Raw genomic sequence first — 14,295 nt, 5'->3', positions numbered from 1 at the left:
AGCAACTTTGGGGCGGGCGATGGAGCAGACACACACCTCCCACAACGGCACGGCGGCGACCCCCGGCGCGCAGCGCCGGGTCCTCGTGGTCGAGGACGATCCGACCATCGTGGACGCCATCGCGGCCCGTCTGCGCGCCGAGGGATTCCTCGTGCAGACCGCGGGTGACGGTCCGGCGGCCGTCGACACGGCGGAGGCATGGCAGCCCGACCTGCTGATCCTCGACATCATGCTGCCGGGCTTCGACGGCCTGGAGGTCTGCCGCCGGGTACAGGCCCAGCGGCCGGTACCGGTGATGATGCTGACCGCTCGCGACGACGAGACCGACATGCTGGTCGGGCTCGGCGTCGGCGCCGACGACTACATGACCAAGCCGTTCTCGATGCGGGAGCTGGCGGCGCGCGTGCATGTGCTGCTGCGCCGCGTGGAGCGGGCCGCGCTGGCCGCCACGACCCCGCGGTCGGGCATCCTGCGGCTCGGCGAGCTGGAGATCGACCACGCGCAGCGGCGGGTGCGGGTGCGCAGTGAGGATGTTCACCTCACGCCGACCGAGTTCGACCTCCTGGTGTGCCTGGCGAACACCCCGCGCGCGGTGCTCTCGCGCGAGCAGCTGCTCGCCGAGGTGTGGGACTGGGCGGACGCCTCCGGCACCCGGACGGTCGACAGCCACATCAAGGCCCTGCGCCGGAAGATCGGTGCCGAGCGGATCCGTACCGTGCACGGCGTGGGCTACGCCCTGGAGACACCGACGCCATGAGCGACGGGCCGGCCGCACGGAGAGGCCCCGGGGAACCCTGGGGCGGCGTACGTCCGTTCTCGATCAAGACCAAGCTGGGCGCACTGGTCGTCATCGCGGTGCTGATCACCACCGGGTTGTCGATGCTCGCTGTGCGCACCGAGACGGAGCTGCGCTTCATCACGGTCTTCTCGATGATCGCCACACTGCTCATTACGCAGTTCGTGGCCCATTCGCTCACCGCGCCGCTGGACGAGATGAACACGGTGGCCCGGTCCATCTCGCAGGGCGACTACACCCGCCGGGTGCGGGAGAACCGCCGGGACGAGCTGGGCGACCTGGCCGAGACCATCAATCTGATGGCCGACGAGCTGGAGGCCCAGGACCAGCAGCGCAAGGAACTCGTGGCGAACGTCTCGCACGAGCTGCGCACCCCGATCGCCGGCCTGCGGGCCGTCCTGGAGAACGTGGTCGACGGCATCGCCGAGGCCGACCCCGAGACGATGCGCACGGCCCTGAAGCAGACCGAGCGGCTGGGGCGGCTGGTGGAGACCCTCCTTGACCTGTCCCGCCTGGACAACGGCGTCGTGCCGCTGCGCATGCGGCGCTTCGAGGTCTGGCCGTATCTGTCCGGGGTGCTGAAGGAGGCCAACATGGTCGCCTCGGCGCGTGGGGGCATGGCGTCGGGCTCCGGCAGCCACACCCGTACGGACGTCCATCTGCACCTCGACGTGTCCCCGCCGGAGCTGACCGCGCACGCCGACCCCGAGCGCATCCACCAGGTCGTCGCCAACCTCATCGACAACGCGATCAAGCACAGCCCGCCGCACGGCCGCGTAACGGTCAAGGCGCGGCGCGGGCCCCACGCGGAGTCGCTGGAGCTGGAGGTCCTGGACGAGGGGCCGGGCATCCCGAGGTCGGACTGGCACCGGGTCTTCGAGCGCTTCAACCGGGGTGCCGTGATCCGGCCGCACGGGCCGGGCAGTGACGGCGGTACGGGGCTGGGGCTGGCGATCGCGCGCTGGGCCGTGGATCTGCACGGCGGCCGGATCGGCGTGGCCGAATCGGAGCGTGGTTGCCGGATTCTTGTCACACTTCCAGGGCAACCATCTCTACCAAGTTGACGTAAAGTGCGAAGCGGAGCGACAAGATCCACGTGCGTCCTGGCTGACGGACACGTGTGATCAGCGAGAGGCCCGCACGTTTGGTGCGCCGGCCCCCGGTCGACGCATCCCATCTGACGTCCGCTGAAGCGGAACCACGCTTGTTTCCCGCCATTTCCAGGCACGAAACACGCTTTCCGATGTGACTTACACGACGATGACCTTGCTCAGCCTCACCTTCCCGGCCATGGAGGCGTAGCCTTTATTCCCGCTGTCCATCACCTTGTGAAGCGGAAGAGGGCGGTTGCCGCCGTGTCGCCACAGTCCCCCAGTAACGCATCGAGCATCTCGACCGACGCAGACCAAGCGGGCAAGAATCCCGCAGCCGCGTTCGGCCCGAACGAGTGGCTCGTCGACGAGATCTATCAGCAGTACCTCCAGGACCCGAATTCGGTAGACCGCGCCTGGTGGGACTTCTTCGCCGACTACAAGCCGGGCGCTCCCGCCTCGGCTCCGGCGGGTACTGCGGCCGCGGGGGCCGTAGAGACCCCATCGGCCGCCAAGCCCGCAGCGGCTGCTCCGGCCGCCCCGTCGGTCCCGGCGCCGGCCCCCGTGGCCCCGAAGCCCGCTGCCGCCGCGCCCGCCGCTCCGGCCCCGGCTCCCGCTCCGGCGAAGCCCGCCGCTGCCGCGAAGCCCGCCCAGCCGAAGAAGGCCGAACCCGCCGCCCCGTCGGCAGACGGCCCCGAGCTGGTGACGCTGCGCGGTCCGGCCGCCGCGGTCGCGAAGAACATGAACGCCTCGCTGGAGCTGCCGACCGCCACCTCGGTCCGCGCGGTCCCGGTGAAGCTGCTGTTCGACAACCGCATCGTCATCAACAACCACCTGAAGCGCGCCCGGGGCGGGAAGATCTCCTTCACGCACCTGATCGGCTACGCGATGGTGCAGGCCATCAAGGCCATGCCGTCGATGAACTACGCCTTCGGCGAGAAGGACGGCAAGCCGACGCTGATCAAGCCGGCGCACGTCAACCTCGGCCTGGCCATCGACCTGGTGAAGCCCAACGGCGACCGCCAGCTCGTCGTGGCCGCCATCAAGAAGGCCGAGACGCTGAACTTCTTCGAGTTCTGGCAGGCCTACGAGGACATCGTCCGCCGCGCCCGTGACGGCAAGCTGACGATGGACGACTTCACCGGTGTCACGGTCTCCCTGACCAACCCCGGCGGCCTCGGCACCGTCCACTCCGTGCCGCGTCTGATGCCCGGCCAGTCGGTCATCATGGGCGTCGGCTCCATGGACTACCCGGCCGAGTTCCAGGGCACGAGCCAGGACACCCTGAACAAGCTCGGTATCTCGAAGGTCATGACGCTCACGTCGACCTACGACCACCGGGTCATCCAGGGCGCGGCCTCCGGCGAGTTCCTGCGCCAGGTCGCGAACCTCCTGCTCGGCGAGAACGGCTTCTACGACGACATCTTCGAGGCCCTGCGCATCCCCTACGAGCCGGTCCGCTGGCTCAAGGACATCGACGCCAGCCACGACGACGACGTCACCAAGGCCGCCCGGGTCTTCGAGCTGATCCACTCCTACCGGGTCCGCGGCCATGTCATGGCCGACACTGACCCGCTGGAGTACCGCCAGCGCAAGCACCCCGACCTGGACATCACCGAGCACGGCCTCACGCTCTGGGACCTGGAGCGCGAGTTCGCCGTCGGCGGTTTCGCCGGCAAGTCGATGATGAAGCTGCGCGACATCCTCGGCGTCCTGCGCGACTCGTACTGCCGCACCACCGGCATCGAGTTCATGCACATCCAGGACCCGAAGCAGCGCAAGTGGATCCAGGACCGCGTGGAGCGCGGCCACACCAAGCCGGAGCGCGAGGAGCAACTGCGCATCCTGCGCCGGCTCAACGCGGCGGAGGCCTTCGAGACCTTCCTGCAGACGAAGTACGTCGGCCAGAAGCGCTTCTCCCTGGAGGGCGGCGAGTCCGTCATCCCGCTGCTCGACGCGGTGCTGGACTCGGCCGCCGAGTCCCGCCTCGACGAGGTCGTCATCGGCATGGCCCACCGCGGCCGGCTGAACGTTCTGGCGAACATCGTCGGCAAGTCGTACGCGCAGATCTTCCGCGAGTTCGAGGGCAACCTCGACCCGAAGTCGATGCACGGCTCCGGCGACGTGAAGTACCACCTGGGCGCCGAGGGCACCTTCACCGGCCTGGACGGCGAGCAGATCAAGGTCTCGCTCACCGCCAACCCCTCGCACCTGGAGGCGGTCGACCCGGTCCTGGAGGGCGTCTCCCGCGCCAAGCAGGACATCATCAACAAGGGCGGCACCGACTTCACCGTCCTGCCGGTGGCCCTGCACGGCGACGCGGCCTTCGCGGGCCAGGGCGTGGTGGCCGAGACCCTGAACATGTCGCAGCTGCGCGGCTACCGCACCGGCGGCACGGTCCACATCGTCATCAACAACCAGGTCGGCTTCACCGCGGCGCCGGAGTCCTCGCGCTCGTCGATGTACGCCACCGACGTGGCCCGCATGATCGAGGCCCCGATCTTCCACGTGAACGGCGACGACCCGGAGGCCTGCGTCCGTGCGGCGCGCCTGGCCTTCGAGTTCCGCCAGGCCTTCAACAAGGACGTGGTGATCGACCTCATCTGCTACCGCCGCCGCGGTCACAACGAGACCGACAACCCGGCCTTCACCCAGCCGCTGATGTACGACCTGATCGACAAGAAGCGCTCGGTGCGCAAGCTGTACACCGAGTCCCTCATCGGTCGCGGCGACATCACCCTGGAAGAGGCCGAGCAGGCGCTGCAGGACTACCAGGGCCAGCTGGAGAAGGTCTTCACGGAGGTCCGCGAGGCCACCGCGCAGCCGCCCGCCGCGGCGCCCGCCGACCCGCAGGCCGAGTTCCCGGTCGCCGTGAGCACCGCGGTGACCACGGAGGTCGTCAAGCGGATCGCCGAGTCCCAGGTCAACATCCCCGACCACATCACCGTCCACCCGCGTCTGCTGCCGCAGCTGCAGCGCCGGACATCGATGGTCGAGGACGGCACCATCGACTGGGGCATGGGCGAGACCCTCGCGGTCGGCTCGCTGCTGCTGGAAGGCGTCCCGGTCCGGCTCTCCGGCCAGGACTCGCAGCGCGGCACCTTCGGTCAGCGGCACGCGGTGATCATCGACCGGGAGACCGGCGAGGAGTACACGCCGCTGCAGTACCTGTCGGAGGACCAGGCGCGTTACAACGTCTACAACTCCCTCCTGTCCGAGTACGCGGTGATGGGCTTCGAGTACGGCTACTCCCTGGCGCGTCCCGACGCGCTGGTGATGTGGGAGGCCCAGTTCGGCGACTTCGTCAACGGCGCCCAGACGGTCGTGGACGAGTTCATCTCGTCGGCGGAGCAGAAGTGGAGCCAGACCTCCGGCGTCGTCCTGCTCCTCCCCCACGGCTACGAGGGCCAGGGCCCGGACCACTCGTCCGCCCGCCCGGAGCGGTTCCTCCAGCTGTGCGCGCAGAACAACATGACGGTCGCGATGCCGACCCTGCCGTCGAACTACTTCCACCTCCTGCGGTGGCAGGTGCACAACCCGCACCACAAGCCGCTGGTGGTCTTCACGCCGAAGTCGATGCTGCGTCTGAAGGCCGCCGCGTCGAAGGCGGAGGAGTTCACGACCGGGCAGTTCCAGCCGGTCATCGGCGACGCGTCGGTCGACCCGGCCGCCGTGAAGAAGGTCGTCTTCTGCGCCGGCAAGGTCTACTACGACCTTGAGGCCGAGCGGAAGAAGCGCGGCGTCACGGACACGGCGATCATCCGCATCGAGCGTCTGTACCCGCTGCCGGGTGCCGAGCTCCAGGCCGAGATCGCCAAGTACCCGAACGCCGAGAAGTACCTGTGGACCCAGGAGGAGCCGGCGAACCAGGGAGCGTGGCCGTTCATCGCGCTCAACCTGATCGACCACCTGGACCTCGCGGTCGGCGCCGACGTCCCGCACGGCGAGCGCCTGCGCCGCATCTCCCGCCCGCACGGCTCGTCCCCGGCCGTCGGTTCCGCGAAGCGGCACCAGGCCGAGCAGGAGCAGTTGGTGCGTGAGGTGTTCGACGCGTAAGACCCGGAACAACTGGTGAAGGGCCCGGTCCCCGTTGTGGGGGCCGGGCCCTTCCCGGCTGAATCGAAAGGACGTCCATGGGCCAGCGGTACATCCGGAAGATGCTCGGCCGGATGAGCGGCGGTGAACCCGTCGAGGCCACCAGCGCCATGGGAACCATCAGGGCGCTCTCCCGACTCGCCTTCTACGCCCAGCAGTTCGGGTACGAATACACGGAGGTACGGCAGCGGGAGCGGAAGTATCTGCTCCGGGTCGTGCCCGACCCCAGCCCCCAGGCCCGTGCGCGGGCGGCGGAGAACTGGGCGCGGTACCCCGACGCCGCTCTCGGCGGCGCACTGCCGCCGCTGGATCCCGGCGCTGTGGCGCTGTTCAAGGCGCGGATCGGCTACGACCTGGCCACCCGGTTCACCGAGAAGCAGATGGCCGCGATCACGGCGGTCGGGTTCACCCTGCTGGCCCTGGGCCCCGCTCTCAGGTTCGGCCCCGTCATCGGCGGCGGCGTCTGGGCCGTGCTGATGGCCCTCGTCCCGGTCCTGTACGTCGTCAACCGGCGCTACCGGGCCAAGCACGCCGCCCTGCTGGAGGCCGCCGGTTTCCTGCCGGTGACCGAACCCGACGGGCGGCTGAGGTACGTACCGCCGGCTCCGCCGCTCGGCTGATCAGATCGGCTGGGGCTCGAAGTCCCAGTACGGCCGGTGCCGTTCGAGGATGTGGCGGGTGTGCGGGTGGTCGGCGCCGAGGAGTGAGGTGAGACGGGCCACCGCGTCCCGGTGCAGCGCCTCGGACTCCTCCCGCTCGCCCAGCTCGGCCAGGTCGAGCGCAAGCCCGGTCCGCAGGCTGATGGTGAGCATGTGCGCGTCGCCGAGGACGCGCGCGGAACGGTCGGCCGTCTCCCGGCCCAGCGTGGCCGCGGCCTCTATGTCTCCTACGGCGGCCAGGGCGGCGACCTCGTTCTTGGCGCAGCCGATGGTCCAGGGGTGGTCCCGGCCGACCGCCCGCCGCATCTGACGCGCGGTCCGCCTCGACAGCTCCAGTGCGGCCCGGTTCTCGCCCATGTCCCGCATGACGATGGCGACGTTGTCCCGGGCGCCGATCGTGTACGGGTGGCGCTCGCCCAGCTGGGCGGCGTAGTGGGTGGCGGTGGCGTCGGCCAGGTCCCTGGCCTCCTCGGTGCGCTCCAGGTCGCGCAGCAGCATGGCGTAGTCGCAGGACACCATCAGCGTCTCCGGGTGCAGCGGACCGCGGCGGCTCATCATCTTCCTGCGGACCCCGCGCAGCATGGCGTGTGCGAACTGCAGATCTCCGACCCGGCGGGCACACAGCGCGAGGTTGTGCTCGGCGAGCAGGGTCTGGCCGTGGGCGCGGTCCAGGATCTGGCTGTGGACACGGGAGTTGTAGCCCTGGATGGTCAGTGCCTCGCGGTACCGGCCGAGCAGGCGCAGCATCCAGGCCATGCGCAGCTCGGAGTTGAGGGTGAGGGGGTCGCGTTCGCCGAGGAGTTCCAGGCGGGCGTCGTAGATCCCGCGGTGCAGGGCTAGTGATTCGGTGTAGTGGCCCTGCAGGCCGATGGCGACGGCGAGGTTGCTGCGGATGGCGAGGGTGCGGGGCACCTGCTCGCCGCCGAGTTCCGCGGCGGCGCCCGACGCGGCCTCCTCGAACAGGCCGCGGGCGTCCGGGTACCGGCCGAGTGCCATGAGGGTGCCGCCGAGGCCGTCCTTGGCGCGGATCACTTCGATCGGCCGTACGTCCTCGGCGCGTTCGAGCCGTGCGAGGACCTCGCGGCCGACGGTCTCTGCGTCCTCGTACTTGCCCAGTCTGCGCAGCATGTTGGCGTGCTGGTGGATGGCGACGAGCACCGAGCGGTCGGTGGCGCCGGAGCTGGCCCGCCAGTGCTCGACGGCCTTGCGGCTGAGCACCCAGCCGTCGTGGTACTCGCCCCGCATCCGCAGGTACTCGATGCAGTTGAGGACGAGTTCGCGCGCGTCGTCGTCGTCCGATTCCAGGGCCCGTGAGGGTTCCAGGTGCGGGATGAGGGCGGCGTAGCGGGCCCAGTTGCCGGCCGAGGAGGAGTCTCGCGGGTCGGCGGAGACGAGGACCTTGCGAGCGGCTGCCGAGTAGCGGTCGGCGTCGGCGGGCGACTGGATGGACCGTACGAAGCGGTGGAAGAGCCGGTGCATGCGCAGGGTGCCGACGGTCTGGGTGTCCATCCGCGGCCCGGCTTCGTACTCGATCCGCATGGAGGTGATCTCGGACAGTCGGCGCAGCGCGGTGTTCCAGCTGCTGGGCTCGGCGATCAGCTCGGCCAGTTCGGCGGGCAGGTCGCTGTGCCGGGCGGTCTGCAGCAGCCGTACCGGCACCACGTCGTGCGAGAAGCAGACGAGCAGGTTGAGCAGCTGCCAGGCGGACTCCGAGCCCTCGCGCAGGGTGTTGACGAGCTTGGCCCAGGCGACCTCGAAGCTCTGCGGGTACTGGCCGGAGGCCATGACGCCGAAGCGGTCCGGGCGGCCGTCGCGGATGTCCCGGATGTAGTCGTCGACCGGCACCGTCGGGTTGATGTCCAGCCAGGCGGCCGTCTGGTCGAGCAGCAGGGGCATGTCCTCGACGGCCTCGGCGAGCCGCGCGGCCTGGGCGTCGCTGAGGCGTTCCGTACGGCGCTCGGCGAAGGCGATGCTCTCCCGGCGCTCGAAGGCCGGTACGGCGATGGTCTCGGCATGCGCGCCCCACTCGCTGCTGAGCGTGGTGACGAGGATGTGGCCGCGTCCCTCGGGCAACAGGTCGGTGAGCCGCTCCGGGTCGCCGGCGCCGTCCAGGACGAGCAGCCAGGGCCGGGCGGTGCGGTCGAGTTCACGGCGGACGGCCGTGATGGTGGTCGCGAGGTCGCCGGAGTCCTGCACGCCCAGGGCTGCCGCGAGGTCAGCGAACTGCTGGCGTGCGGTGACGCGTTGGGCGGCGTTGACCCACCAGACGATGTCGTACTCGCCGGCGAACCGGTGGACGTACTCCAGGGCCAGTTGGGTCTTGCCGAAGCCGCCCGGGCCGAGCAGCGCCACGGCGGCGCCGTCGGCACCGGCGGCGGAGAAGGCGCCGTAGACCTTCTCCAGCAGTTCGGTGCGGCCGACGAAGCGGCGGTTGCGGCGCGGGACCTGCCAGACGTCCGGCGGATCGTCGGGGAAGCGCGGGCCGCGGCGCAGGTCGATCAGGGTGCCCGGGGCGGCGATGCCCGCGCACTCCAGGATCCGGCTGCGCGCCACCTCGGGGCGCAGTCCGCGCAGTTCGACGGGGGCCAGCGCGATGACGGCCTCGGGCATCGGCCGTGCGGTGATGCTGACCGCGGCCATGCGGTCCTGGTACGCCGGCAGCACCTGCCGCAGGGCCTCGGCCCACGCCTCGAACCGCTCGTTGCCCAGCCGCTCGTGCCAGTCGTCTATCACCAGCAGGACGCGTCCCGGCGCGCTCAGCAGGTCGGTGAAGGCCTCGGCGGTCGGGGGTCGCCGCAGCGGGTTCCACCTGATCAGCGTGGTGCCCCGTCCCGCGGCCCGGATCTGGTGGTCGATCCACTTGGCCCAGGACTCGCTCTGTCCGGCGAAGACGACCGTGACATGTCCGAGTTCTGCCGCCATCTCGCCGTTTCCCCTCGACTGAACCTGGTCACGAGTGTGCACAGGTTATTCAATTGTGCGTCAAATCGGTTCCAGAGGTGCCGAGTTGCACCGAGTAGAGCATCGCTCAGGTCACCGGGCCTTCCCGGACGTCCGCTGCAGCCGGTGCGCGATGTGCCGGACGAGCCGCTCCAGGTCGGCGCAGTAGACACTGGGGTGCCGGAACCCGGTCCCGGGAGCGTACCGGTGCACATAGTTCCCGCCCCCGCACACCTTCCCCACGGGACACGCCAGACACTCCTCGGCCAGGGCCCGCTCCCCCAGTTGCCGTGCGGCGACGCCGGGATGGCGCAGGGCGTCGTCGAAGGAGTGCTCGTACACGTCGAGCCCGGTCTCCGAGGCGCCCTCGTACGCCGACCTGAGCGAGTCGACCTGCTCGATGGCGCCGTCCGTCTCCACCACGACGGCGGCCATCGGCGACAGTCCCACGGCCTCGGCCCTGCTGGGCGCGCCGAGGAGCAGCCCCGCGATCTCCTGGAACAGCCGTATGCGTGTGGTGAGCCGCTCCTCGTCCCACCAGGCGTCGAAGAGGGCGGCGAGCCAGTCGCCGTAGGGGGTGGGGTGCGGGCGGTGCCTGCCGGGCGGGCTGCTGGGCAGACCCGGGGGCGAACGGTCCCAGTTGGCGTGCGGGAGCAGGAAGTCGACGCCGGGCGGGCGCAGTTCGAGGAGCGAGGGGTAGACGTCCAGGGGATCGGCGGCCAGGTCGATCGTGCAGAGGATTCCGGCGTACGACTCCGGGCGCGCCGCCAGTCGCCGGGCCGCTGCGCGGGCGGCGGGCCAGGCGGGGCGTCCGGCGTGGTCGACGCGGCGGGCGTTGTGCGCGGCCCGGCCGCCGTCGAGGCTGAGGCCGACCCGGACTCCGGCACCGGCGAGGCGGTCGAGGGCCCGGTCCGTCAGGCGGGTGCCGTTGGTCTGGACGGTGGCGGTGACCCGGCAGTCGACGGCCGCGCGTACCGCGTCGACGTAGGCCAGGACCGGGTCGGGGCCGGTGAGGAGGGGTTCGCCGCCGTGCAGTTCGATGCGGATGGCGTCGAGGCGGTGGGTGCGGACGTGCTCGGCGATCCGGGCCGCCGTGCGACGCACGGTACGGGCGGGGGTGCTCGCCGGACGGTCGCGCCAGCCGTGGTCGGGGCCCTGGTAGAGGTAGCAGTAGGTGCAGTCGAGGTTGCACCGGCCGTGCACCTTCAGCACGAACTGCCGGAACGGGACGGGCCGGTGGGCCGTGATGTCGAGAAGGGCGTACGGCCAGGGCGGGTGGGGATGGGTCGTCATGGCGCGTCTTCATAGTGGGCGACGACGAGGGACTCCCCCTCTCGGGTGCGGAGCTCGGCGAGGATCACGGCCAGTACCGGGTGGTCGGTTTGGTCGGGCCGGGTGAGCTCCGGGAGGGGTATGTGGGTGTTGTCGGTGGGGAGGGTCACTCGACGGCCGTTTCGGGGGACAGGCGGGAGACGCGCAGACGGAGGAAGAGGGTGCGCTCGCGGTCGTTCGTCAGGCGCAGGGCACGGTCGTAGTCGGCCAGGGCCGTCCTGGGCCTGCCCTGTGACTCGCGCGCCTGGCCGCGCCTCCTGAGGGCTTCGGCCACCAACTCGTCGTCGTCGGCCTCCTCGGCGTACTCGACTGCCCGATTGAAGAATTCGATCGCCTTGTGCAGATGCGTGATCGCTTCTGTGCGCTCGTACAGCTGCCGGGACACCCTCCCACGGTTGCTGTGGCACTCCGTGAGGAACCACGGGTCCTCGGCACCGCGAGCCGCCTCCGCGAACAGCCAGTCGGCCTCGTACAGGTCGGTCAGCACGCTGGTGAGCAGGTAGCGCTGGTAATGGGCGCGCCCCAGGTACAGGCGCAGCCATGGGAGACGGGGTTCGTCCGGCATGCACTCGTCGACCGCCTGACGCAGGTGATCGATGCTCCTCGCGATGTCCTCGCCCTCGCCCCGCAGGCCGAACCGGGCCTGTAGTGCCAGGCCTAGGTCGGTCAGCACCCCGAGCCGCCGGGGGTCGTCCTCACCGAGGAGTTGGAGGGCCGGTTCCCATGCCTCGACGGCTCGGTGCAGCTGGGCCAGCGATCCGGACTGCTCGTAGCGGCCGTGGTGGATCCGCCCGGTCCGTACCAGGCACTCGAACCTGAGCTCCGCGTCGTCGCCCGCGGCCTGGTGGGCCTGCTCCACCGCGTACAGCAGCAGGCTCTCCTCGCGCTCGGGCTGCGGGATCTCGACGGCGGCCGCCACATCCAGCCAGACCCGGGCGCGCTCGGCGGCCGGCAGGGCGGTCTCGTCCCGGACCGCCTCCATCAGATCCTCGGCCGCGCTGGCGGCCGCGTCGGCGGCGACCTCCGCATGCCGCTCGTGCTGCCGGGCCAGGTCCAGCCACAGCCGCCCCCGGGCGACCAGAGCGAGCGCCGAGCCGGACAGCTCGAACCACACACCGGCCGCGTCGACGGCCCGGTGCAGATGCAGCACATGCCAGTCCTCGGCGGTGACGACGGGCTCGCCGTCCCCCCAGACTCCCGGCCCCAACTCGGCCACGGCCCGCCGCACGCCCGTCAGCGCCTCCGCGGCTGCTCTGCGCCGTTCCGGTACCGCCGCCTCCGTGTCCTCGTCGGCCAGGACCGCGCCGAGGTTGTCGTCGGCCAGATACAGCAGCACGGCCAGCGCATGCTCCTGCGCCCGCCCCGGCTGGCTCGGGGCCCACTCCCGCAGGCTCTCCGGAATGCCGTCGAAACCGACCCCGCTCGTTCGCACCTCCTGCGCCTGCGCCCAGTACACCAGCCCGAGGACGAGTCGCCCGTGCGCGGTGAGGGTCTGCCCTGCGACCGCCTCCCAGGCGTCCCGCAGGTCCTCCCGCACCCGCCGCACCCGCCACCGGGCAAGGAGTGCACGGGCCAACTCCGCACGCGCCGCGGCCCGTTCACTCTCCGACCGCGCCACCATCACCGACTGCCGCAGACACCTCACCGCGGAATCGAGTTCCCGGGTGAGTCCCTCGCCCTCGAACCGCGCGAGCGCCTGCCGCCCCTGCGCCAGCAGTTCCTGTACGCCCTGACCCGGCGCCACCGGCACCGCCGGCAACCGCGCCCCGAGATCCCGCAGCACCTCCGCCGACACCTCGGCGAACGCCCGCAGCCCGGCCGGCTCCCGCTCCGCCGAACCGGTCAGCGGACCCGGGTCGGGCGGTACGGCGCCCCGCAGGAACGCTCCCGCCAGCGCGGGGAAGTTGCGCGCGCTGCGCCCGAACTTCCGCTCCACGTACTCGGAGCAGTGCTTGAGCAGCAGCTCCACCTCGTCGACCGACAGACGTGACCGCAGCTCGGTGGCCACACCGGGCAGGAACTCGTACTGGACGGCCCGCGGATCGTCCGCGTCCTCCCGCCGCCGCAGCAGCCCGCTCAGCAGCACCTCGGACAGCACGTCCGGCCCGCTCCCGGCCAGCATGGCGTGCTGGACGAGCTGCATCACCGGCAGATACAGCGGCACCGCGGACAGATACACCGCCAGCCGCCGCGCCTCGGACGACGCCGGACGCCAGAACGCGCGGACGCGGTCCGCTCCGCTGCGCTCCTGCGCGGCCCGCACCGGTGCCGCCGACGCGGGATGGTCCGCCCGCACCCAGCCGGCCGCGGCGGACAGCGACTGCCCGGTTGCCCCGGACACCAGCCGCGCCCAGCCCTCCACCGACTCCCGGCGCAGCGCGAGCACCGGAACGGGCAGCGCCCCGGCGTACACCGGCCCCTTGTCGGACCGGAACACCAGCGACCCGGCGGGCCCCTCACGCCGGTGCAACATCCCCCGCCGGGCGGGCAGATGGGTGCGCAGCCACATCCGCTGCGGCAGTGGCTGTACGACGGCCACGGGCGCCGTCGCGGCCCAGCGGTGCAGCAGCCGCTGCACCTGTCCGCTGCGCCACATGGGCCCGGCGCAGTCGCTGAGGACCAGGGTGACGCGCCGCCCGGTCGGGTCGCTGAGCTGCTCCGGGGCGTGCAGGGCGGCACCCGGCTCCGGGGTGGCCGCACAGCCGGGCCGACCGCCGGGCGTCTCGTGGAGGTAGCGCACCTGCACCTCGCGGAAGGCGCCGGCTCGGGCGCACACCTGCCGCAGTTCGTCGAGGGCCTGCTGCCATACGACCGTCGAGGTGGAGACGTCCATCAGGAGCAGCAGGCGGGCCTCGCGGCGCCGGTCGGTGCGCAGGACGGGCAGGACGAGCCCGGACTCGGCGGCGCGCTCGGCGGTGGCGCGTTCGTCGAGGGTGCGTGGAACGGGGCGTACGGGGGCGCGGTAGCGCTGGAGCGGCCGTAACCCTCTTTGCAGTGCGAGGGGTTCGGGCAGGGCCGGGGCGGCCGGGACGCGGACCGGGGTGGTCCGGGTGTCGGTGCCTGCGCCGCCCGGGCCGGGTGCGAACAGGCGGGCGCTGTCGGGTTGCCGGGGCTCGGCGTCCTCGGTGGGCGGGCCCACGGGCTGGGGCGGGTGCGGGGCGAGGGTGTCGGGGCCTGCAGGTGGCTCCGGGTCGACGAGGGGGGTCGTTCCCGTCCGGTCGGGCGGTGTCGCGGAGGGAGGCAGCCAGCGGGCCAGCCACAGGGCGTCCGCCAGCTCCTCGACGCCGGGTGTGATGCCCGCGTCCCGCAGCCGCGCGACCAGCGCCGTGAGCACGGGGCTCACGCCGCTGGGCGGGGTGCCGGGGGCGCGGGGGGTCATCGG

The 14,295-nt window shown here is 71.5% G+C and carries 8 protein-coding genes; 4 read left to right on the top strand and 4 right to left on the bottom strand.

The window, feature by feature from the left end:
- Nucleotides 1-19 precede the first annotated feature (19 nt).
- The 4 genes from POF73_RS14530 to POF73_RS14515 all read left to right on the top strand — a co-directional run bounded on the left by POF73_RS14530 (nucleotide 20) and on the right by POF73_RS14515 (nucleotide 6,602).
- Nucleotides 20-757: a response regulator transcription factor gene (locus tag POF73_RS14530; protein ID WP_030956984.1), complete on the top strand. Its 738-nt coding sequence runs from the start codon at nucleotides 20-22 to the stop codon at nucleotides 755-757.
- Nucleotides 754-1,860, top strand: a complete 1,107-nt coding sequence (locus POF73_RS14525; RefSeq protein ID WP_272115159.1) for a sensor histidine kinase — start codon at nucleotides 754-756, stop codon at nucleotides 1,858-1,860. The genes POF73_RS14530 and POF73_RS14525 overlap by 4 nt, the downstream gene beginning before the upstream one ends.
- 291 nt (nucleotides 1,861-2,151) lie before the next feature.
- Entirely contained in the window at nucleotides 2,152-5,943 is a 3,792-nt protein-coding gene (locus tag POF73_RS14520) for a multifunctional oxoglutarate decarboxylase/oxoglutarate dehydrogenase thiamine pyrophosphate-binding subunit/dihydrolipoyllysine-residue succinyltransferase subunit (RefSeq protein ID WP_272115158.1), read from the top strand.
- Between the two features lie 77 nt (nucleotides 5,944-6,020).
- Nucleotides 6,021-6,602 carry a hypothetical protein gene (locus tag POF73_RS14515; RefSeq protein WP_272115157.1) on the top strand — a complete coding sequence of 194 codons (582 nt, stop codon included), beginning with the start codon at nucleotides 6,021-6,023 and terminating at the stop codon, nucleotides 6,600-6,602.
- On the opposite strand, the gene fxsT is transcribed toward POF73_RS14515, so the two are convergent.
- From fxsT to POF73_RS14495, 4 genes are all read right to left on the bottom strand, one after another.
- Nucleotides 6,603-9,563: an FxSxx-COOH system tetratricopeptide repeat protein gene (gene fxsT / locus POF73_RS14510; RefSeq protein WP_272115156.1), complete on the bottom strand. Its 2,961-nt coding sequence runs from the start codon at nucleotides 9,561-9,563 to the stop codon at nucleotides 6,603-6,605.
- 111 nt (nucleotides 9,564-9,674) lie between these two features.
- The gene (locus POF73_RS14505) at nucleotides 9,675-10,874 is read right to left on the bottom strand and encodes an FxsB family cyclophane-forming radical SAM/SPASM peptide maturase (protein WP_272115155.1); all 1,200 of its coding nucleotides are present in this window, start codon (nucleotides 10,872-10,874) and stop codon (nucleotides 9,675-9,677) included.
- A complete protein-coding gene (locus tag POF73_RS14500; protein ID WP_272115154.1) occupies nucleotides 10,871-11,023 on the bottom strand; it encodes a hypothetical protein in 153 nt (50 codons plus the stop codon). Before POF73_RS14500 ends, POF73_RS14505 begins: the two co-directional genes overlap by 4 nt.
- A complete protein-coding gene (locus POF73_RS14495; RefSeq protein WP_272115153.1) occupies nucleotides 11,020-14,292 on the bottom strand; it encodes a tetratricopeptide repeat protein in 3,273 nt (1,090 codons plus the stop codon). Before POF73_RS14495 ends, POF73_RS14500 begins: the two co-directional genes overlap by 4 nt.
- Between the last annotated feature and the right edge of the window lie 3 nt (nucleotides 14,293-14,295).

The sequence above is a fragment of the Streptomyces sp. HD genome, assembly GCF_028369295.1.
Classification (GTDB): domain Bacteria; phylum Actinomycetota; class Actinomycetes; order Streptomycetales; family Streptomycetaceae; genus Streptomyces.
Note: the sequence above shows the minus strand (reverse complement) of the source record. Positions and strands in the feature narration are given on the sequence as shown.